The organism is Archangium violaceum, from assembly GCF_016887565.1.
Classification (GTDB): domain Bacteria; phylum Myxococcota; class Myxococcia; order Myxococcales; family Myxococcaceae; genus Archangium; species Archangium violaceum_B.
Genome location: NZ_CP069396.1, coordinates 2,577,323 through 2,597,155, shown reverse-complemented (window position 1 = coordinate 2,597,155; position 19,833 = coordinate 2,577,323). Strand labels below are relative to the sequence as shown.

General features: G+C 70.6%; 13 protein-coding genes. 9 read left to right on the top strand and 4 right to left on the bottom strand.

The window, feature by feature from the left end; all coding sequences use genetic code 11:
• The first annotated feature begins 70 nt into the window (after window positions 1-70).
• Both JRI60_RS10780 and JRI60_RS10775 read left to right on the top strand, forming a co-directional pair.
• Window positions 71-4,036 carry a serine/threonine-protein kinase PknK gene (locus JRI60_RS10780; RefSeq protein WP_204225756.1) on the top strand — a complete coding sequence of 1,322 codons (3,966 nt, stop codon included), beginning with the start codon at window positions 71-73 and terminating at the stop codon, window positions 4,034-4,036.
• Window positions 4,037-4,134: 98 nt separating this feature from the next.
• A complete protein-coding gene (locus tag JRI60_RS10775; RefSeq protein ID WP_204225755.1) occupies window positions 4,135-8,097 on the top strand; it encodes a serine/threonine-protein kinase PknK in 3,963 nt (1,320 codons plus the stop codon).
• On the opposite strand, the gene JRI60_RS10770 is transcribed toward JRI60_RS10775, so the two are convergent.
• Window positions 8,092-8,982, bottom strand: coding sequence for an NAD-dependent epimerase/dehydratase family protein (locus JRI60_RS10770; protein ID WP_204225754.1), 891 nt, complete (start codon window positions 8,980-8,982; stop codon window positions 8,092-8,094). The genes JRI60_RS10775 and JRI60_RS10770 overlap by 6 nt on opposite strands.
• Window positions 8,983-9,117: 135 nt before the next feature.
• On the opposite strand from JRI60_RS10770, the gene JRI60_RS10765 reads away from it, so the two are divergent.
• Window positions 9,118-9,801: a S1 family peptidase gene (locus JRI60_RS10765; RefSeq protein WP_204225753.1), complete on the top strand. Its 684-nt coding sequence runs from the start codon at window positions 9,118-9,120 to the stop codon at window positions 9,799-9,801.
• A gap of 116 nt (window positions 9,802-9,917) precedes the next feature.
• Window positions 9,918-10,316: a hypothetical protein gene (locus tag JRI60_RS10760; protein ID WP_204225752.1), complete on the top strand. Its 399-nt coding sequence runs from the start codon at window positions 9,918-9,920 to the stop codon at window positions 10,314-10,316.
• A 76-nt stretch (window positions 10,317-10,392) separates the two neighbouring features.
• On the opposite strand, the gene JRI60_RS10755 is transcribed toward JRI60_RS10760, so the two are convergent.
• A complete protein-coding gene (locus JRI60_RS10755; RefSeq protein ID WP_204225751.1) occupies window positions 10,393-10,791 on the bottom strand; it encodes a thioredoxin family protein in 399 nt (132 codons plus the stop codon).
• A 228-nt stretch (window positions 10,792-11,019) separates the two neighbouring features.
• Here JRI60_RS10755 and JRI60_RS10750 point away from each other — a divergent pair, with 228 nt between their 5' ends.
• The gene (locus tag JRI60_RS10750) at window positions 11,020-11,406 is read left to right on the top strand and encodes a response regulator transcription factor (RefSeq protein ID WP_239470454.1); all 387 of its coding nucleotides are present in this window, start codon (window positions 11,020-11,022) and stop codon (window positions 11,404-11,406) included.
• Between the two features lie 18 nt (window positions 11,407-11,424).
• On the opposite strand, the gene JRI60_RS10745 is transcribed toward JRI60_RS10750, so the two are convergent.
• Entirely contained in the window at window positions 11,425-12,363 is a 939-nt protein-coding gene (locus JRI60_RS10745) for an aldo/keto reductase (protein ID WP_239470453.1), read from the bottom strand.
• A gap of 134 nt (window positions 12,364-12,497) precedes the next feature.
• Between JRI60_RS10745 and pruA the strand changes: the two genes are divergently transcribed.
• Both pruA and deoD read left to right on the top strand, forming a co-directional pair.
• Window positions 12,498-14,132, top strand: coding sequence for an L-glutamate gamma-semialdehyde dehydrogenase (pruA, locus tag JRI60_RS10740; protein WP_204225749.1), 1,635 nt, complete (start codon window positions 12,498-12,500; stop codon window positions 14,130-14,132).
• 198 nt (window positions 14,133-14,330) lie between these two features.
• Window positions 14,331-15,041 carry a purine-nucleoside phosphorylase gene (gene deoD / locus JRI60_RS10735; RefSeq protein WP_204225748.1) on the top strand — a complete coding sequence of 237 codons (711 nt, stop codon included), beginning with the start codon at window positions 14,331-14,333 and terminating at the stop codon, window positions 15,039-15,041.
• Here deoD and JRI60_RS10730 read toward each other — a convergent pair.
• Entirely contained in the window at window positions 15,035-16,456 is a 1,422-nt protein-coding gene (locus tag JRI60_RS10730; RefSeq protein ID WP_204225747.1) for a sugar transferase, read from the bottom strand. The two genes, deoD and JRI60_RS10730, sit on opposite strands and share 7 nt — an antisense overlap.
• A gap of 588 nt (window positions 16,457-17,044) precedes the next feature.
• Between JRI60_RS10730 and JRI60_RS10725 the strand changes: the two genes are divergently transcribed.
• Both JRI60_RS10725 and JRI60_RS10720 read left to right on the top strand, forming a co-directional pair.
• A complete protein-coding gene (locus JRI60_RS10725) occupies window positions 17,045-18,334 on the top strand; it encodes an O-acetylhomoserine aminocarboxypropyltransferase/cysteine synthase family protein (protein ID WP_204225746.1) in 1,290 nt (429 codons plus the stop codon).
• 120 nt (window positions 18,335-18,454) lie between these two features.
• On the top strand, window positions 18,455-19,819 hold the full coding sequence (locus tag JRI60_RS10720; RefSeq protein WP_204225745.1) for a homoserine O-acetyltransferase family protein: 1,365 nt from the start codon (window positions 18,455-18,457) through the stop codon (window positions 19,817-19,819).
• Window positions 19,820-19,833: the final 14 nt, after the last annotated feature.

The following is a 19,833-nucleotide window of genomic DNA, read 5'->3' as shown; positions in this document are numbered from 1 at the left end:
CGTAAGGTGAGACACGGACCGGGTGAGGGGAATTAGGCCCCACCCGGAATCCGACCCTACACTCTACGTCATGGACAGCACCCTGACGTTCGAGGCTTCGGGCGAGTCAACCTCGTCGCGGGCCCCTGCCCCGCTGCCGGCGGGCACCGTCATCGCCAGCCGGTTCACCGTCGAGTGCCAGGCCGGCCGAGGTGGAATGGGCGCTGTCTACCGCGCTCGCGACTCCCTCTCCGGCCAACACGTCGCCCTCAAGCTCCTGTACGGCAGTACCCCCGATGGCCTCCATCGCTTCCATCGCGAGGCCACCCTGCTGGACTCGCTGCAACACCCCGGCATCGTCTCCTACGTCTCCCATGGCACGACCGACTCCGGCCAGCCCTTCCTCGCCATGCAGTGGCTGGAAGGCGAGGTCCTGACCCTCCGCCTCAGGCGCCAGCCACTTCGCCCGGGGGAGGCGCTGGCCCTGCTGCGCCGCGCCGCCGAGGCCCTCGCCACCGCCCACCAGCAGGGGATCGTCCACCGCGACATCAAGCCCTCCAACCTCCTGCTGCGCCACGGCCGCCCCGAGGACGTGGTGTTGCTGGACTTCGGCCTGGCCCGCAGCACCCTGCTCTCCCCCTCGATGACGGCCAGCCATGCCGTGCTCGGCACCCCGGGCTACATGGCTCCCGAGCAGGCCTCGGCCCACACCCGCCTCACTCCCGCCGCCGATGTCTTCTCCCTGGGCTGCGTCCTCTACGAGTGCCTCACCGGCCGGCGCCCCTTCTCCACGTCCCACTTCGTCGCCACCCTCGCCAAGATCCTCTTCACCGAGCCGCCCCCTCTTCGCTCCGCGCGCCCCGGACTCTCCGATGCCTTCCAGGAACTGCTCGACCGCATGCTGGTCAAGGATCCCGCTCGACGGCTCCAGGACGCCCAGCATGTCGTGAGCGCCCTGGAGGAGCTGCTCCCCCGGCTGGAGACGGAACCCGTCACGGACCCACCCCGGCGCACCCCGCCCCCCCTGGCGGGCGTGGAACAACAACTCGTCAGCGTGCTGTTGGCCGCGCCCCGCGGAAGAACCACCGGCGCGCCTGTCTCTCACGCGGCCCTGCGCGAGTCCCTGAGCACCCAGCTCGCCCCCCACGGCGCCCGGGTGGAGCTGCTCGCCGATGGCTCCCTCGTCATCACCCTGAGAGCCCTCCATGGCTCCGCCACCGACCCGGCCACCCTTGCCGCGCGCTGCGCCCTGTTGATCCAGGAGCGCTGGCCCGGGGCCGCGGTGGTGCTCACCACGGGCCGCGGCCAGCTCGACCAGCACCTCCCGGTGGGTGAGGCCATGGACCGCGCCGGCCAGCTGCTCCGCCAGCTGGAGCTGTTGCCCCCGCAGCTCGGCACTCCGGTGCTGCTGGACGAGGTGACGGCGGGGCTGCTCGGCGCCAACTTCCAGCTCACCCCCCTCCACCCCGGCCTCTTCCTGCTGCGGGGTCTGCCACCGGGCTCGGACGAGTCCCGGCCGCTCATGGGCAGACCCACCCCCTGCGTTGGCCGCGAGCAGGAGCTGGCCCTCCTGGAGATGGCCTTCACCACCTGCGTGGAGGAGCCCTCCGCGCAGGCCGTGCTGGTCACCGCCCCCCCGGGGATGGGCAAGTCCCGCCTCCGGCATGAGTTCCTCCGCCGCCTCGAGCGCCACAGGCAACCCGTGCTGACGCTGTTCGGCCGGGGAGACCCCATGGGCGCGGGCTCGGCGGATGGGCTCATCGGCCAGGCCCTGCGAAGGCTGTGCGGCATCACCGGCAGCGAGGCGCTCGGACTCCGGCGGATGCGGCTGCTCCAGCGCATCGGCCAGAACCTGCCTCCCGCCCAGGTGCCGGAGACCGTGGCGTTCCTCGGCGAGCTGTGCGGCGTTCCCATCTCCGACGAGCCCGGCCCCAAGCTGCGGGCCGCCCGCGGCAACCCGCAGTTGATGAGCACCCAGGTGAGCCGGGCACTGGCGGCCTTCCTCCAGGCCGAGTGCGAACAACAACCGGTCCTGCTCGTGCTGGAGGATCTCCACTGGGGCGACGTGCCCACCCTGCGGCTGATGGACGAGGCGCTGCGTGAGCTGGCCGAGTACCCCTTCATGGTGCTGGCCCTGGCCCGGCCCGAGGTCGAAAAGCTCCTCGCGAGCCATCCGGCGGCGCGGCGCATGCAGCACGTGCCGCTCCGGGGGTTGAGCCGCAAGGCCGGAGGCCACCTGGTGCGCGAGGTGCTCGGCGCGGACGTGTCCGAGACCCTCATCCTCCGGCTCGTCGAGCAGGCCGCGGGCAATGCGCTCTTCCTCGAGGAGCTCATCCGGGGCGTCGCCGAGGGCCGTGGAGACGCCACACCGGAGACGGTGCTGGCCATGCTCCAGGCGCGCTTGATGCGGCTGGAGCCCGGAGCCCGTCAGGTGTTGCTGGCCGCCAGCATCCTGGGCCCCACCTTCTGGTCCGGCGGCGTGCACGCGCTGCTGGGCGAGGAGCACTCGGCCCAGGAGGTGGACGGGTGGTTGCGACAGCTCGTGGCGTGGGAGTGGGTGGAGCCGCGAACCACCAGCCGCTTCCCGGGCGAGACCGAGTACCGCTTCCGGCACGAGCTGGTCCGCGACGCCGCCTACGGGCTGGTGCCCGACAGCCACAGGCCGGCGGGCCACCAGCTCGCGGGCCTCTGGCTGGAGAAGGCGGGGGAGAGCGATCCGCGCGTGCTGGCCGAGCATGCCGCGCTGGGCCAGCAGCCCGAGCGGGCCGTCCAGCTCCACACCCGAGCCGCCGAGCAGCTCTTCTCGCGCCATGACATGCAGGGCATGGAGCGGTACATGGAGGCGGCCCTGGCGCAGGAGCCCAGCGGGGGGGCGTTGGTGCGGCTGCACGCGCTGCGCGCCATCGCGGCCTTCTGGATGGACGACTTCGCGACCCTGCACGAGGTGGGGGGCGCCGTGCTGCCCAGGCTGAAGCCGGGTGAAGCCCAGTGGAGCAACCTGCTCAGCGGGCTGTGCATGGGCCATGGCCAGAGCGGGCAGAAGGAACACCTGCTCGTCCTGTATCGGCTGCTGCTCGACACCGAGCCGGAGCCAGAGGCCCGGAGCGCCTACCATCTGGCGCTGTGCTTCATGAGCAGCATGGCCTGCTACGTGGGCGCCATCCCCGAGTCCAACGTGATGATGGAGCGGCTGGAGCACACGGGGGGCGAGAGCATCGCCCGGGACGCCATCGTGCGCGGCTGGAGCAGCATCGCGCGGGGCTTCCGGGCGCTGTGCCTGACGGACGAGCCCTGGCAGGCGCTGACCTGGATGGAGAAGGCAAGCCAGGCCTTCCGCGAGGCCGGTGCGGAGCGCGACGAGGTGGCCTCCCTCACATGGGAGGCCCAGGCGCTGCTGGGGCTCGGAGAGCGCGAGGGAGCGTTGGAGCGGGCGCGCCAGAGCATGGCCATGGCGGTGCGGGTGGGGCAGCTCTTCGGCATCACCCATGCCCGGCAGAACCTGATGCTGCTGCTGGCGACCAGCCCCGAGCCCGCCCATTGGCAGGAGGCCCGCGTCCTGGCGCACGAGTGGGTGGAGGCCCGCGTCCCCAACCGGCTGCACCTGGGCTTCGCGCTCTGGACGCTGGCGCGGGTGGACGCCTGGGAGGGAGCGATCCCCAGAGCCGAGACCCAGGCGCGCGAGGCGTGCGAGGCGTTGGCGCCCTTCGCGCCCTTCGTGCCCCTCGCGCGCTGGCTGCTGGGGGCCCTGCTGCTCGCCCAGGGACGCCCGGCCGAGGCCCGTCAGGTGACGGAGCTCGCGCTGCGCGAGGTGGAGACGGTGGGCGGCGGAGGCATGGCCCGGGTGGGCCTGCTCCAGGTATTGGCCGAGGCCTGCCTGGCCGAGGGCGCCACCACCGCGGGTGAAGAAGCGCTGCGCCAGGCCCTGCACTGCCTGCGTGCCCGCGCCAGCGACATTCCCGATGCCACCGTGCGCGAGCGCTTCCTGCGGCAGGTGCCCGAGAACGCTCGCATCCTCGAGCTGGCCCACCAGCGCTGGGGCGACGAATCTCTCGTTTAGAGGCGAGCGCGGGGATTCTCGGGCTCCAGGCAACCAGCACCCAACAGAACAGGTGCGGGGGGTAGGCCGCGACGGGTGTCCGATTCTAGATTCTCGTCATGGACAGCACCCTGTCGTTCGACAGCACGGTCAAGTCGCAATCACCGCGCGCCACCGCCCACCTGGCGACGGGAACCGTCATCGCCAGCCGCTTCACGGTGGAGTCCCAGGCGGGCCGCGGCGGAACGGGCTCTGTCTACCGCGCTCGCGACTCGCTCACCGGCCAGACCGTCGCCCTCAAGTTCCTGCACGTCGCCATCCCCGAGACACTCCAGCGCTTCCACCGGGAGGCGACCCTGCTGGCCTCCCTGCACCACCCCGGGATCGTCTCCTACGTCGCGCACGGCACCACCGATGCCGGCCTGCCCTTCCTCGCCATGCAGTGGCTGGAGGGCGAGGACCTGGCCCATCGCCTCGCGCGTCAGCCGCTTCACCTGGAGGAGATTCTGGCCCTGCTGCGCCGCGCCGCCGAGGCCCTCTCCGCCGCCCACCAGCGCGGCATCGTCCACCGCGACATCAAGCCCTCCAACCTCCTGCTGCGCCACGGCCGCCCCGAGGACGTGGTGCTGCTGGACTTCGGCCTGGCGCGCGACACCCTGCCCGACTCCGCCATGACGGCCAGCCACATGGTGCTCGGCACTCCGGGCTACATGGCGCCCGAGCAGGCCTCGCCCCAATCCCGCATCACTCCCGCAGCCGACGTCTTCTCCCTGGGCTGCGTCCTCTACGAGTGTCTCACCGGCCAGCGTGCCTTCTCCGCGTCCCACTTCGCCGCCGTCCTCGCCAAGATCCTCTTCGCCGAGCCGCCACCTCTTCGCTCCGCGCGCCCCGAGCTTCCCTCCGCCTTCCAGGAACTGCTCGACCTCATGCTGGCCAAGGACCCCGCTCGACGGCTCCAGGACGCGTCCCATGTCACGAGCACCCTGGCGCGACTGCAACCCCTCCTGGAAACGGCACACGCCACCGAGGCCCCCCGGCTCCCGACGCCCCATCTGGCTGGAGTGGAACAACAACTCTTCAGCGTGATGTTGGCCGCGCCCCGCGAAAGAACCACCACGCCCGGCTCACGCGTGCCCCTGCGCGATTCCCTGAGCACCCTGCTCGCCCCCCACGGCGCCCGCGTGGAGCTGCTGGCCGATGGCTCCCTCGTCGTCACCTTGAAGGCCATCCACGGCTCCGCCGTCGATCCGGCCGCCCTGGCCGCGCGCTGCGCTCTCACGGTGCAGGAGCGCTGGCCCGAAACCTCCGTGGTCCTCACCACCGGCCGCGGCCGGTTCGACCAGCACATTCCGGTGGGCGAGGCCATGGACCGCGCCGGCCAGCTGCTCCGCCAGTTTGAGCAGTTGCCCGCGAGTCTTGGCGCCCCGGTGCTGCTGGATGAGGTGACGGCGGGGCTGCTCGGCTCCAGCATCCAGGTCTCCCGCCCCCTTCCCGGGCTCTTCCTGCTGCAGGCTCCACAGCTCGGCTCGGACGAGTCCCGGCCGCTCCTGGGCAGACCCACCCCCTGCGTCGGCCGCGAGCAGGAGCTGACCCTGTTGGAAGTCGCCTTCAACACCTGCGTGGAGGAGCCCGCCGCGCAGGCCGTGCTGGTGACCGGCCCCGCGGGAGTGGGCAAGTCCCGCCTCCGCCATGAGTTCCTCCGCCGCCTGGAGCGCCGCGGGCGGACGGTGCTGAAGCTGCTCGGCCGGGGAGACCCCATGAGCGCGGGCTCGGCGGACGGGCTCATCGGCCAGGCCCTGCGAAGGTTGTGCGGCATCTCCGGCAGCGAGCCGCACGAGGACCGGAAGACGCGGCTGCTCCAGCGCATCGGCCAGCACCTGCCCCCGGAACAGGCCCAGGAGCTCATCCCGTTTCTCGGAGAGCTGTGCGGCATTCCCTTCTCCGATGAGGACAACCCGAGGCTGCGCGCCGCCCGCGGCGATCCGCGGCTCATGAGCACCCAGGTGAGCCGGGCGCTGGTGGGCTTCCTCCAGGCCGAGTGCAAGAGGGCTCCCGTGTTGCTGGTGCTGGAGGATCTCCACTGGGGTGACGTGCTCACCCTCCGGATGGTGGACGATGTCCTGCGAGAGCTGGCCGAGCATCCCTTCATGGTGCTGGCCCTGGCCCGGCCCGAGGTCGAGCAGCTCCTGGCGAGCTACCCGGCGGCGCGGCGCATGCAACAGGTGCCCCTGCGAGGGTTGAGTCGCAAGGCGAGCGGCCATCTGGTACGCGAGGTGCTCGGCACGGGGGTGACCGAGTTCCTCATCGACCGGCTCGTCGAGCAGGCCGCGGGCAATGCGCTCTTCCTCGAGGAGCTCATCCGAGGCGTCGCCGAGGGGCGTGGAGACGCCACACCGGAGACGGTGCTGGCCATGCTCCAGGCGCGCCTGATGCGGCTGGAGCCCGGAGCCCGTCAGGTGTTGCTGGCCGCCAGCATTCTCGGCCGCACCTTCTGGTCCGGTGGCGCGCGCGCGCTGCTGGGCGAGGATCGCTCCGCCCAGGAGCTGGACGGGTGGTTGCGGCAACTCGTGGAGTGGGAGTGGGTGGAGCAGCAAACCACCAGCCGCTTCCCGGGAGAGACCGAGTACCGCTTCCGCCACGCGCTGGTCCGCGACGCCGCCTACGGGCTGGTGCCCGACAGCCACAAGCCGGCGGGCCATCAGCACGCGGGCCTCTGGCTGGAGAAGGCGGGAGAGAGCGACCCGCGCGTGCTGGCCGAGCATGCCGCGCTGGGCCAGCAGCCCGAGCGGGCCATCCAGCTCTACACCCGGGCCGCGGATCAGCTCTTCGAACGCCATGACATGCAGGACATGGAGCGGTGCATGGAGGCGGCCCTGGGACTGGGGCCCACCGGAGAGGCGTTGGTGCGGCTGCACGCGCTGAGGGCCACCGCGGCCTTCTGGATGGACGACTTCGCGACCCTGCACGAGGTGGGAAGCGCCGTGCTGCCCAGGATGAAGCCCGGCGAGGCCCGGTGGAGCAACCTGATCAGCGGACTGTGTCTGGGCTATGGCCAGAGCGCTCAGAAGGAGCACCTGCTCGCCCTGCACCGGCTGCTGCTCGACACCGAGCCGGAGCCGGAGGCCCGGAGCGCCTACGACCTGGCCCTTTGCTTCATGAGCTGCATGGACTGCTATGTGGGCGCCATCCGCGAGGCCGATGAGGCCTTCGAGCGACTGGAGCACATGGGACGTGAGAGCATCGCTCGGAATGCCATCGTGCGCGGCTGGAGGAACATCGCGCATGGCTTCCGGGCACTGAGCCTGACGGATGGGGCCTGGCCGGCACTGACCTGGAGCGAGAAGTCCAGCCAGTCCTTCCGCGAGGTCGGCGCGGAACGTGACGAGGTGGCGTCCCTCGGATGGGGGGCCCAGGCGCTGCTGGCACTCGGAAACGGCGAGGGAGCGGTGGAGCGGGCGCGCCAGGGCATGGAGCTGGCGGTGCGGGTGGGGCAGCTCTTCGGCATCGCCCACGCCCGGTACAACCTGATGCAGGTGCTGGCGGACAGCCCCGAGCCGGCGCACCAGGAGGAGGCCCATGCCCTGGCGCTCGAATGGGTGGAGGCCCGGGTCCCCAACCGGTTGCACCTGGGCTCCGCGCTCTGGGTGCTGGCGCGGGTGGCGATGTGGAAGGGGGCGACCACCGAGGCCGAGACCCGGGCCCGCATGGCCTGCGAGGCACTGGAGCCGTTCGTCCCCTTCGTGCCCCGCGCACGCTGGCTGCTGGGAAGCCTGCTGCTCTCCCAGGGACGCCCGGCCGAGGCTCGCCAGGTGATGGAGCTCGCGCTGCGGGAAGCGGAGGCGGTGGGCGGTGGAGGAAGCACCCGGGTGGGACTGCTCCAGGTGTTGGCCGAGGCCTGCCTGGCCGAGGGCGCCACCCCCGCGGGCGAGGAAGCCCTGCGCCGCGCCCTGCACTGCCTGCGTGCCCGCGCCAGCGACATTCCCGATGTCACCGTGCGCGAGCGCTTCCTGCGGCGGGTGCCCGAGAACGCCCGCGTCCTCGAGCTGGCCCACCAGCGCTGGGGCGAGTCCTTCAGCTCATGAGCCGAGCGCCTGCTGGGTCTCGCGCATGACCTCCTCGAAGGAGTACCGGGGCGTGTAGCCCAGCACGCGCCGGATCTTCTCCGCCGGGAAGCGCCCGCGGTAGCTCAGGAAGTTCGGCGCCTGTGACTCCGGAACCGGGGGGAGCGGCTCGGTGCGGAAGTGCGCGGCGTAGCGGCCCCAGGTGCTCTGCCCGTCGGCGATGTCGAACACCTGCCCCACGGCGGCCTCCGAGCGCAGACACAAGACGACCGCCTCGGCCAGGTTGCGCACGTGGACGTAGAAGAAGTGGCCCTCGCCTCCCAGGGGCAGCGGGAACCGCCCGGCGGCGATGGAGCGGGGAACGATATGGCCCCAGGTGGACGTGGGGTGCACGCCCAGGATGCACGGCGGGCGCAGGATGACGGCAGGCAGGCCCCGCTCGATGGCCGCGAGCACCCGCCGATCTCCCTCCGCCTTGCTCACCGAGTACGCCCGGCCCTCCTTCACCAGGGGCGCGCCCTCGTCGAGGGGGTCGGCCTTCGCCATGTCGTACACGGCCACGGTGGAGATGTGCACGAAGCGCTCGCAGCCCGCGGCCCTCGCGGCCTCCAGCATCGCCTCGGTGCCCTCCGCGTTGACCCGCATCGCCTCGGCCAGGTCATCGCTGCCCGTGGCCGCGCAGTGCACCACCACCTGCGCTCCCGCGACCGCCTCCCGCGCGGACCTCGCATCCGCCGGGTCTCCCCGCACCGGCTCCGCGCCCAGGGCCCTCACCTCCGCGTCGGCCTCGGGGCGCCGCACCAGCGCACGCACCCGCAGGCCCTCCTCCACCAACCGCCGCACGATGAAAGAGCCCACGAACCCATTCGCGCCCGTCACGAGCGCTACCTTCCCTTTCAGCTCCATGTCTCCACCTCCTCGCGTGCAACCCCGGGTTCATCCCGGACGCACGCCTGCTCAGCGAACCTGCGCGGATACCACCCTGGGGGAATGCACATCGTCAGCCCCAACGGAGCAACCCCGACCCTTGGGAGGACGGCGATGCGCGCGAAGAGACTTTCGGGTCTGGCCGGTGTCCTGGCAATGGTGATGCTGGCGGCCTGCGGCTCGGCGAAGAAGCAGGAGGACCCGTCGCTGGACTTCCGGGCCCTCAAGGACGCCACGGTGACGCTCTTCCCCGGGCACTGCGCGGGCGTGGTCGTCGCGGATGGGCGCCATGCCCTCACCGCCGCGCACTGCATCGACGTCATTCCCGGAGGGCGTCAGCCCGTGGTGCTGCGCAACGGGCATCTGCTGAGCGGCGTGGTGAAGATCGTCGACCCCGTGCGAGACCTCGCCGTCATCCGCTTCGACGAGCAGGCCCCGGTGCACCCCCTGCCCGTGGCCACCTCGCTGCCCACCCCCGGCGAGGGACTCCTCTTCGCCGGCCGCAACGACCGTCCCGGCGAGCCCCAGGAAGTGGAGCTGAAGCGGCTCGGGCGCTGCCCCTCCCTGCCCGGCGTGCCCCAGGCGCTCTTCACCAGCCTGCATGGAGAGAAGGGCGACTCCGGCGCGCCCGTGGTGGACCACCGCCTCCAGGTGGTGGGGCTGGTGCACGGAGGCGCGGCGTGCAGCATCGCGGCCCCCACCGCGGAGATCGCCTCCCTGGTGGACACGCTCGTGGCGGAGGTGGCCCGGCCCGACTCCCAGCAGGGTGTCGGCGGCAGCGGAAGCGCCGGCCAGTAGTCCCCCCTCACCCGACCGGGCGGCCGAGCCCCGGCGCGCCGGAGAGGTTGTCCGGTGCGCCACCGTGCCGAAGTTGAGTCGGGCAGGTACAGGCGCGAGGACGACGGAGACACCCCATGGCCGACACCCCCAAGATTCCCACGGGCAGGACGAAGAACTCCAAGGACAAGGGCCGGGCCGACACCGAGATGACGAACGTCGGCGACGACCAGTACGTGCCGGACGAGCGCGGGCAGAACTTCCAGCCGCGCAACGCGGGCGAGCTCGAGGACTCCATCGACGCGGCGGCGGCGAGGGTCGCTCGGGACATCAACGCGCGCACCGGCCCCGCCGACAATCCCGGCTCGTCACAGGACACGTCCTGGGAGGCGCGAGTGGAGCGCGGTGAGGAGTGGGAGGAGCAGGAGGACAAGGATCCCGTCCGCAACCACGACATCAACGAGGACATCTACAAGCGCCAGGCCCCGGCGAACGAGCCGCGCGAAGTCCAGCCGAACAAGCCCGGCAGGCGGTGAGCCTCGGCCGCGCGCGGTCAGCGGGCCCTCGCGGAGCGACATGCGGGGGCTCGCTTCATTGCATTCGCCCCACGACTCACCCCCCGTGTTGGCCGATCCTCACGCGCGCGTTGCTGGCGCGGTACTCCGCCACCTCGTGCCGCACGCCGTCCATGTCCAGCGCGCGAGCCTGCCGGACGAGGTCCTCCAGCAGCGGCTCCGGCACGGGCCCGACGTGGTTGAGCAACAGGAAGCCATCGCGGAACACCATCAGCGCGGGCATCGTCTGTACACCAAGTACCTCCGCCAGCTCCGGTTCCGCGTCCACGTCCACCAGCGCGAAGGTGATGTCCGGGTGTTGCTGGGCCACCCGCGCGACATCAGGACCGAGGACGCAGCAGGGCGCGCACCACTTCGCCCACCAACCAATGAGCAGGATGCCGGGCCTCACCAGCGCCGGTCCGAAGCTCCTGCCATCCAGGGACACCACCGCCATGGGACTCCTCCCGCGAAGGGCCGGACGTCCCGGCACCCACCGTAAGGTAGGAGCCAGGAGCCATCAGGGAAGATTCTCCTGGCAGCTGGCGGAAAAGACGGACAACCCCCCTTCCTTATCCTCGCAAAGCGAGCGAAACTGAACAGCTGCGTGATTCGGGGTATGGGCCAGCGAATACCCCCGGTGAATCGGTCACGTGCGAGAACGCCCATGAAGGTGGAGAGCGTCGTGAAACCCAGGGTCCTGATCGTGGATGACTCGTGGTCCATGCGCCAGACGCTGCGGCTGTTGCTCTCCCCGGACTTCGAATGCGCCCTCGCCGAGGATGGGGCCTCCGCGCTCGTACAGGCCCGCCAGCAACCGCCCGACATCATCGTGTCGGACGTGAACATGGCGGGCATGGACGGGTACGAGCTGTGCCTCCGGGTGCGCTCCGAGCCGCCTCCGCTCCAGCGGGTGCCCTTCGTCTTCCTCAGTGGCCTGGCGCCCCTGCCCGGCATGGTCCAGTCCTCGGACGTCTACCTCGTCAAGCCGGTGCAGCCCGCCGTCCTCATCGCGCGGATGCACGAGCTGCTCCAGCCCCGGACCCTCGCCGTGGCCCAGGGCCAGGGCTGACGCCCACCCGGCCCCGCCTCAGGGGTTCCACCACACGGAGCCCTTGCCCTCGATGGCCTGTACCGCGCGCCGGCGCACATCCGCCATCTGCGCGGAGGTGAGGGGCTGGAAGGCCGCCGCGGCATGGAGCGCCGCGTCCTGTTCGTTGGGGAAGCTCATGCCCAGCAGCGCCACGTCCGGCTCCAACGTGAGCGTGTAGCGCACGCACTCCTCCACCCCCAGGTGCGGCAGCGACGGCTCCGCCTCCGTGTCGTCGGAACCACCCGAGCTCACCTTGCCGCGCGGACGCGCCTGGAGCGGCCGGCCATACCCCTCGGTGTCCACGAGCAGCTTGCCGGCCCCGAAGGTCTTGAAGCACACCGTGCCCACGCCCTTGGACTTCGCCAGCGGCAATATCTCCTCCACGTAGCGCGGGTGGACGAAGGGCCCCACGGGGAACATCACCACGTCGCAGCGGCCGGACTCGAGCGCCGCGCGCAGCACGTCCGGGTGGTGGCTGGAGATGCCTCGGAAGCGCGCCTTGCCCTGGCGCACGCAGCGCTCCAGCTCCTCCATGCCCCCGCCCGGCGCGGCGAGCCGCTCCCAGGTGGCCGGCACGGAGACGTTGTGGAAGACGAACAGGTCCACCGCCTCCAGCTGGAGCCGGCGCAGGCTCTCCTCCACCTGCGGGGCCACCGGCTGATCCAGGAAGTCCACCTTGTCGATGACGAACATGCCCTCGCGCCGGCCGCGCAGGGCCTCGCCGACGATCTGCTCGCTGTAGCCGTCCTCGTAGCCGGGGGCGGTGTCGATGAGGTTGAGCCCGGCGTCCATGGCGCGGTGCAGCGTGGCCACGCACCGCTCCAGCGGGACCGAGCGGTCGGCCAGGTCGCCGATGCCCACCACGGTGGCCTGGAAGCCGGTACGCCCGAGCTGCCGGCGGGGCTGGAAGCGGGGAAGCATTCGTTCTTCTGCCATGTGAGCCTCAGTCCGGGTGATGGATGTGATGTCCGGAGGTGTGGGTTCTACATCTCCCTGGTGGTTCAACCTTGGAGGTGAAGGGCTATGCTCCGCCGCCCTTCCTTCCCCGCTTTTTCCCCGAGGTGCTCCGCGTGATCAACGCCAACGTCCGCGTTCCCCCGCCGCAGAACGAGCCCGTCCTCTCCCACGCGCCCGGCACGCCCGAGCGCGCCGAGCTGCAGGCCACGCTCAAGCGCATGGCCTCCGAGCAGATCGACATTCCCATCGTCATCGGCGGCAAGCGCATCAAGTCCGGCAAGACGGACACGGTGAGGATGCCGCACCGGCACTCGCACGTGCTGGCCACGGTGCACGAGGCGGACGCCAGCCACGTGGAGCAGGCCATCCAGGCGGCGCTGGCGGCCAAGGACGAGTGGGCGCGGATGCCCTTCGTGGAGCGGGCGGCCATCTTCCTGCGCGCCGCGGAGCTGCTGGCCACGAAGTACCGCCCCATCCTGAACGCCTCCACCATGCTGGGCCAGTCGAAGACGGCGCACCAGGCGGAGATCGACGCGGCGTGCGAGGCCATCGACTTCCTGCGCTTCAACGTGCACTTCGCCGAGCGGCTCCTGTCGGAGCAGCCGGTGAGCTCGCCGCAGATGTGGAACATGCTGGACTACCGTCCGCTGGACGGGTTCGTGTTCGCGGTGGCGCCGTTCAACTTCACGTCCATCGCGCTGAACCTGAGCGTGGCGCCGGCCATCATGGGCAACGTGGTGCTGTTCAAGCCGTCGACCACGGCGGCGCTCAGCAACTGGTACAACCTGGAGCTGCTGCGCGAGGCGGGCCTGCCCGACGGCGTCATCAACATGCTGCCGGGCGACGGCCCCACGGTGGGCAACCCCGTCATGGCCAGCCCGCACCTGGGCGGCATCCACTTCACCGGCTCCACGCCGACGTTCCAGGGCATGTGGCGCACGGTGGGTGAGAACATCGCCCGCTACAAGCAGTACCCGCGGCTGGTGGGCGAGACGGGCGGCAAGGACTTCATCTTCGTGCACCCCTCGGCGGCGGAGGACCTGGAGGCGGTGGCCACGGCCATCGTGCGCGGCGGCTACGAGTACCAGGGCCAGAAGTGCTCGGCGGCCTCGCGCATCTACGTGCCCGAGTCCCTGTGGCCCAAGCTCAAGCCGCGCCTGCAGGAGATGATCGCCGAGCTGCGCATGGGCGACATCACCGACTTCCGCAACTTCATGGGCGCGGTCATCGACGAGAAGTCCTTCAAGCGGACGTCCTCGTACATCGAGCTGGCGAAGCAGGGCGGCGAGGCGAGCATCGTGTCCGGCGGCGAGACGGACCGGAGCGAGGGCTGGTTCGTGAAGCCCACGCTGGTGCAGGTGACCAATCCGCGGCACCGTCTGATGCAGGAGGAGATCTTCGCGCCGGTGGTGACGCTGTACGTGTACCCGGACGCGAAGTTCGAGGAGACGCTGCGCGAGTGCGACGCGGGCGCCACGTACGCGCTGACGGGCGCCGTCTTCGCGCGCGATCGCAAGGCCATCTCCACGGCGATGAACACGCTGCGGCACTCGGCGGGCAACTTCTACGTCAACGACAAGCCCACCGGCGCCGTGGTGGGGCAGCAGCCCTTCGGCGGCTCGCGCGCCTCGGGCACCAATGACAAGGCGGGCTCCATGCTGAACCTGGTGCGGTGGACCTCTCCGCGCACCATCAAGGAGAACTTCGTCCCGCCCACCCGCGTCCCCTACCCCTTCATGAACCCGTAGGAACCGGCCTCGAGCGGAGGAGGCGGACCGTGAACGGGTCCCCTCCCCCTCCTGGGAGCAAGCCTCGGCGGGAGGGGCTCGGGTGCTCGTCGGGTGGTGGAGCAACCTGACGGGGCACGCACCCGGAGCGAAAGCCCCTCTATCCCTGGCGCCTCTTCGTCTCTTCGTGCGGGTGCGGAGCGGCTATGCTCGCGCACCATGCCTACTCCTCACATCTCCGCCGCGGCGGGGGACTTCGCCGACGTGGTGCTCATGCCCGGCGACCCGCTGCGCGCCCGCTACATCGCCCAGCGCTTCCTCCAGGACGCGCGTGAAGTCACCTCCGTGCGCAACATGTACGGCTACACGGGCGTCGCCCGCGGCCGGAAGGTGTCCGTCATGGGCCATGGAATGGGGATTCCCTCCATCTCCATCTACGCCACCGAGCTCATCCAGCAGTACGGATCCCGCGTGCTCATCCGCGTGGGCAGCTGCGGCGCGCTGCGCCACGACGTGAAGCTGCGCGAGGTCATCGTCGCGCTCGGCGCGGGCACCGACTCCAAGGTGAACCGCATGCGCCTGCAGGACCACGATTTCCCCGCGGTGGCGGACTTCGCGCTGGCCCGGCAGGCGGTGGAGGCCGCCGAGAAGCGTGGCAAGCCGGTGCGCGTGGGCTCCGTCTTCACCTCGGACCTCTTCTACGGTCCGGCGGGACAGACGTACGAGGTCCACGAGCGCATGGGCATGCTCGCGGTGGAGATGGAAGTGGCGGGCCTGTACGGCGTGGCGGCCGAGTACGGCGCCCGTGCGCTCGCGCTGCTCACCGTCTCGGACCACCTGAGGACCAAGGAGGCCCTCAGCCCCGAGGAGCGGCAGACCACGTTCGACGAGATGATCGAGCTGGCCCTGGACGTGGCCGCCGCTCAGTAGGCGCCGGTGCGCCTCAGCACGGCCGGCAGCGTCTTGAGGAGGATCTCGATGTCCAGCCAGAGCGACCAGCGGTGGATGTACTCGCAGTCGAGCCGGACCACCTCCTCGAAGTCGGTGATGGAGCTGCGGCCACTGACCTGCCACAGGCCGGTGATGCCGGGCAGGGCGCCCAGCCGGCCGAAGTGGTGCTCGTGGTAGGTGGCCAGGTCCTTCTCGAAGAAGGGCCGTGGCCCCACCAGCGACATGTCCCCGCGCAGCACGTTGAAGAGCTGGGGCAGCTCGTCCAGGCTCCACTTGCGCAGGAAGACGCCCACGCGGGTGACACGCGGGTCATTGGGAATCTTGAACAGGCGCGCGTCGCCGCTGGTGTTGAGGTGGGCCAGCTGGGCCTTCTCCGCGTCGGCGCCCACCCGCATGGTGCGGAACTTCATCATGCGGAAGGTGCGGCCCCCGAGCCCTACCCGCTCCTGGGCGAAGAAGACGGGCCCGCGCGAGTCGAGCTTGATGGCGATGGCGATGAGCGTGAGCAGCGGGGAGATGACCAGCAGCCCCAGCCCCGCGGCCGTCAGGTCCACCATCCGTTTGATCCACATCTGCTGCGCGCGCAGCGAGGGCACCGTCAGCTCCATGAAGGACACGGAGCGGTAGGAGATGGGCGCGGGGCGGACCCAGCCGAGCCGGTCGTAGCGGGACACGGCCAGCAGCCGGACACCGGCGGACACCACGGCCTCCATGAGCAGCTTGTGCTGGGTGTCGCCGATCTGACCGCAGAGCACCACGGTGTCGATGGGGTTGTCCTTGAGGATGCTCCACAGGTCATCCAGGGAGCCCAGCACGCCCTCGCGCTGGATGCTGCCCGGTGCGGGCGACTGGTCGGTGATCCACCCGGCCAGCTCCATGCTGCCGTGGCGGGACAGGCGCCCGACGACCTTCTGGGAGAAGGGCTCGTCCGGCTCTCCCACCAGCAGCACGCGCTCGACGGGGGAGTGGAAGAGGTGGGCCAGCCACGTGACGAAGCGGTCCACCCCGAAGCGGGCCACCAGGACACAGGTGCCCAGACCCGCGACCGCCGTCAGGTAGTGCACCAGCACGGGGGCGATGTCGCGCAGCCACAGGTCTCCCCAGAGCACCAGACCCACGGCGAGCATGACACCACTGAGGGTGCGCTGGGGCGAGCGCCAGGCATCTCCCGAGCGGTAGGCACCCGCCACCAGCAGGCCCACCAGAAGGGCGGCGCCCATCTGCCACCCGCCGTAGGGGCCCAGAGCGGGGACGACCCAGCGGGTCGCCGCATCGAGGGGCCTGAGCAGCTGACGGTTGAGCAGGAAATGCAGGGCGGTCCGGGCGACGAGGAAGGCGGCGGTGTCCGCGGCCAGCAACAAGCCGACACGCACGGAGGCACGCAGTGCGTGCATCAGCAGGGTGCGAGAAGCACGGCGCTGCAGGACGACCCGGGGAGGCATCAGCCAGAGGGGCTTGATCGCGGCGAAGCGCCCCGAAACGGTGGGCGTCCCTGAGGGGGGAGGGACAGGCGAAGCAGGCTTGCTCACATCAATAGTGTGACACCCGATTTCCTATGGAGTCCATCTTCCCACGGTGAAGGCGTCGCTTGGGAACACTCCGCGAGGGGAGATCTACCCGCGTTGGCATATTCCGCCCGCGTCTCACCAGGCAACCAGGCACGTCGCGGCGAGCAACCCGGCATGGTGGGTCGTGCGAGGGGCCCGGCCGTGACGCGTCCGCCATAACGGACATCCTGCATAACGGAGAGCTTGACAACATGACGGAGGAGGTCCATGTTGCCTCCCGACATGAACTCCGTGCCTTTCGCCAGCTGTCGAATGCGGATGCCGAGTGGTGGGCGCCAGCCCGCCGCCGGTTGACCGACGTTCGTCGACCCGTGGCGAGTCCGGAGCCCACCATCCCGCGAGGGTCGGTGGGCTCTGTCGTTTCTGGCCTCCGGTGCCCTCGTGGCTGTTTCAGCCCACCCGAGGAGCACCTCCATGAGCACGAATCCGTCGCAGTCGCAGCACTTCGAGACCCTGGCCCTGCACGCTGGCTACGAGCCCGACCCGACCACGGGGGCGAGGGCGGTGCCCATCTACCAGACGACGAGCTACCGCTTCCGCAACGCGCAGCACGCGGCGGATCTGTTCGCGCTCAAGGAGCCGGGCAACATCTACACGCGCATCATGAACCCCACGACGGACGTCTTCGAGAAGCGCATCGCGGCGCTCGAGGGCGGAGTGGGGGCGCTGGCGGTGGCGTCGGGGCAGGCGGCGCAGACGCTGGCGCTGTTGAACATCCTCAAGGCGGGAGACGAGTTCGTCTCGGCCACGAGCCTGTATGGAGGGACGTACAACCTCTTCAAGGTGACGCTGCCGAGGCTGGGCATCCACGCGCGGTTCGTGGACGCGAACAAGCCGGACGAGGTGCGCGCGGCCATCGGGCCGAAGACGAAGGCGCTCTACATCGAGGCGATCGGCAACCCGCGCCTGGACGTGCCGGACTTCGAGGCGTTGGGGGAGGTGGCGCGCGAGGCGGGGATTCCGCTCATCGTGGACAACACGGCGCTGAGCCCGGCGCTGTTCAATCCGCTGCGGCACGGGGCGAACATCGTGGTGCACAGCGCGACGAAGTACATCGGCGGGCACGGCACCTCGATTGGAGGGGTCATCGTGGACGGGGGTAACTTCCCGTGGAACAACGGCCGCTTCCCCGAGTTCACGGAGCCGAACCCGGGCTATCACGGGCTGAAGCTGCACGAGGCGCTGGGCCCGGCGGCGTTCATCGGCAAGGCGCGGCTCGAGGGATTGAGGGACCTGGGCCCATCGCTGAGCCCGTTCAACGCGCACGCGTTCATCCTGGGGCTGGAGACGCTGACGCTGCGCTTGCAGAGGCACTCGGAGAACGCGCTGGCGGTGGCGAAGTGGCTGAAGAGGAACCCGAAGGTGGAGTGGGTGCGCTACCCGGGACTGGAGGAGGATCCGTCGTTCGCGAACGTGAAGAAGTACCTGCGCAACGGAGCGGGGGGACTGGTGACGTTCGGGGTGCGAGGAGGAGTGGATGCGGGCCGGAGGCTCATCGATGGCGTGAAGCTGTGGAGCCTGCTGGCGAACATCGGAGACACACGGTCGCTGATCATCCACCCGGCGAGCACGACGCATCAGCAGTTGACGCCGGAGGAGAGGCTGAGCACGGGAGTGACGGATGGGCTGGTGAGGCTGTCGGTGGGAATCGAGCACATCGACGACATCCTCGCGGACCTGGAGCAAGCGCTCGCGAAGGCCTGAAAGAAAACGCGGATTCGACCCTCTCCCCCTGGGAGAGGGACGGGGTGAGGGTATGCGCCCCCGTTCTCCCCACTGGCCCCCCCACTCCGTCACACCGTCCCCACTGACCAGGACCCCACCATGTCCACACCGTCCCGAGTCTTCGATCTGCCGCTTCCCGACCTGCCGCTCGAAGCAGGAGCGCGAGTCACGTCCCACACCGCGCGAGGCTGGTGGTGGGGACCGGAGCAGGACCTGCCGTGGCTGAGAGCACGGGCCCACATGCTCCCGGAGGAGACGGTGCGCGAGACCGCTCTTCGAGTCGTGCGCCGGACGAAGGAGGAGCTGCGCCGGCTCGCCGAGACGCCGCGCCAGAACCAGCACAGGAGCCCGGATGCCACCGTGCCCACGGTGCTGCTGATCCACGCGCTCACGGGAGACATGAGAGCGGGAGACGCGGGGGGATGGTGGGAGCCGGTCATCGGAGCGGGCCGGGCGCTGGATCCGGAGCGGGTGCGCCTGCTGTGCTTCAACAACCTGGGCTCCTGTTACGGGAGCTCGGGCCCGGCGGACGAGGGCTTCCCGTCGCGCGTGGAAGACCACGGAGCCGAAGCAAACGCGCGGCCCGAGGAGCACCACCTGCCAGCCACCATCACGCCCTGGGACCAGGCGCGCGCCATCCTGCAGGCACTGGACGCGCTGGGAATCGAGCGGGTGTCACTCGCCACGGGAGGCTCGCTGGGAGGGATGATCCTCCTGTGCCTGGCGGCGCTGGCGCCGGAGCGCTTCGAGCGCATCTGTCCCATCGCCGCGGCCGAGGTGGCGAGCACATGGGTGGTGGGGTGGAACCACGTGGCGAGGCAGGCGCTGCTGCTGGACCCCGACTTCCCGGAGGCGCCGGCGAGGGGACTGGAGGTGGCGAGGCAGCTGGCCATGCTCACCTACCGCGCGGAGCCAGGACTGGAGTCACGCCAGGGAAGACACCAACCCCGGCCGGGGGAGACGAGGGCGCGCGGCTGGTCCCCGCGAGCGCTCTACCCCATCCAGAGCTACCTGGAGCACCAGGGCGAGAAGCTGCGGGAGCGCTTCGACGCGAAATCCTACCTGGCGCTGCTGGGGGCGATGGACCATCACGATCTCTCGCGCACGCCGCGAGGAGACGCGGGCGGAACGTGGGGGGTGTCGCGCATCCGGGCGAGCGCGCTGTGCGTGGGAATCGACCAGGACCAGCTCTTCTACCCCGAGCACATGGAGAAGCTGACGGAGCGCCTGCGCGCGCTCGGGCGCCACGCGGAGTACGCCGAGCTCTCCAGTCCCCACGGGCATGACGGCTTCCTCATCGAGTGGGAGCCGCTGGAGGAGCTGCTGCGGCGCGCGCTCGCCCTGCCCCCCGCGGGAGGCGAACCGCTGTCACGGAGGGGAGAGGGAGGCGAGGAGGCGGTGGCGGGAGTGCTGGCCGAAGCTCTCGCGGTGACTCGCGCGCCCCGGGCCGGGGTGACACGGTAGTCCCCTCTCCGAAG

Coding starts and splice junctions, on each gene's coding strand:
- JRI60_RS10780 (WP_204225756.1), top strand. CDS start 71: ATGGACAGCACCCTGACGTTCGAGGCTTCGGGCGAGTCAACCTCGTCG.
- JRI60_RS10775 (WP_204225755.1), top strand. CDS start 4,135: ATGGACAGCACCCTGTCGTTCGACAGCACGGTCAAGTCGCAATCACCG.
- JRI60_RS10770 (WP_204225754.1), bottom strand. CDS start 8,982: ATGGAGCTGAAAGGGAAGGTAGCGCTCGTGACGGGCGCGAATGGGTTC.
- JRI60_RS10765 (WP_204225753.1), top strand. CDS start 9,118: ATGCGCGCGAAGAGACTTTCGGGTCTGGCCGGTGTCCTGGCAATGGTG.
- JRI60_RS10760 (WP_204225752.1), top strand. CDS start 9,918: ATGGCCGACACCCCCAAGATTCCCACGGGCAGGACGAAGAACTCCAAG.
- JRI60_RS10755 (WP_204225751.1), bottom strand. CDS start 10,791: ATGGCGGTGGTGTCCCTGGATGGCAGGAGCTTCGGACCGGCGCTGGTG.
- JRI60_RS10745 (WP_239470453.1), bottom strand. CDS start 12,363: ATGGCAGAAGAACGAATGCTTCCCCGCTTCCAGCCCCGCCGGCAGCTC.
- deoD (WP_204225748.1), top strand. CDS start 14,331: ATGCCTACTCCTCACATCTCCGCCGCGGCGGGGGACTTCGCCGACGTG.
- JRI60_RS10730 (WP_204225747.1), bottom strand. CDS start 16,456: ATGCACGCACTGCGTGCCTCCGTGCGTGTCGGCTTGTTGCTGGCCGCG.
- JRI60_RS10725 (WP_204225746.1), top strand. CDS start 17,045: ATGAGCACGAATCCGTCGCAGTCGCAGCACTTCGAGACCCTGGCCCTG.
- JRI60_RS10720 (WP_204225745.1), top strand. CDS start 18,455: ATGTCCACACCGTCCCGAGTCTTCGATCTGCCGCTTCCCGACCTGCCG.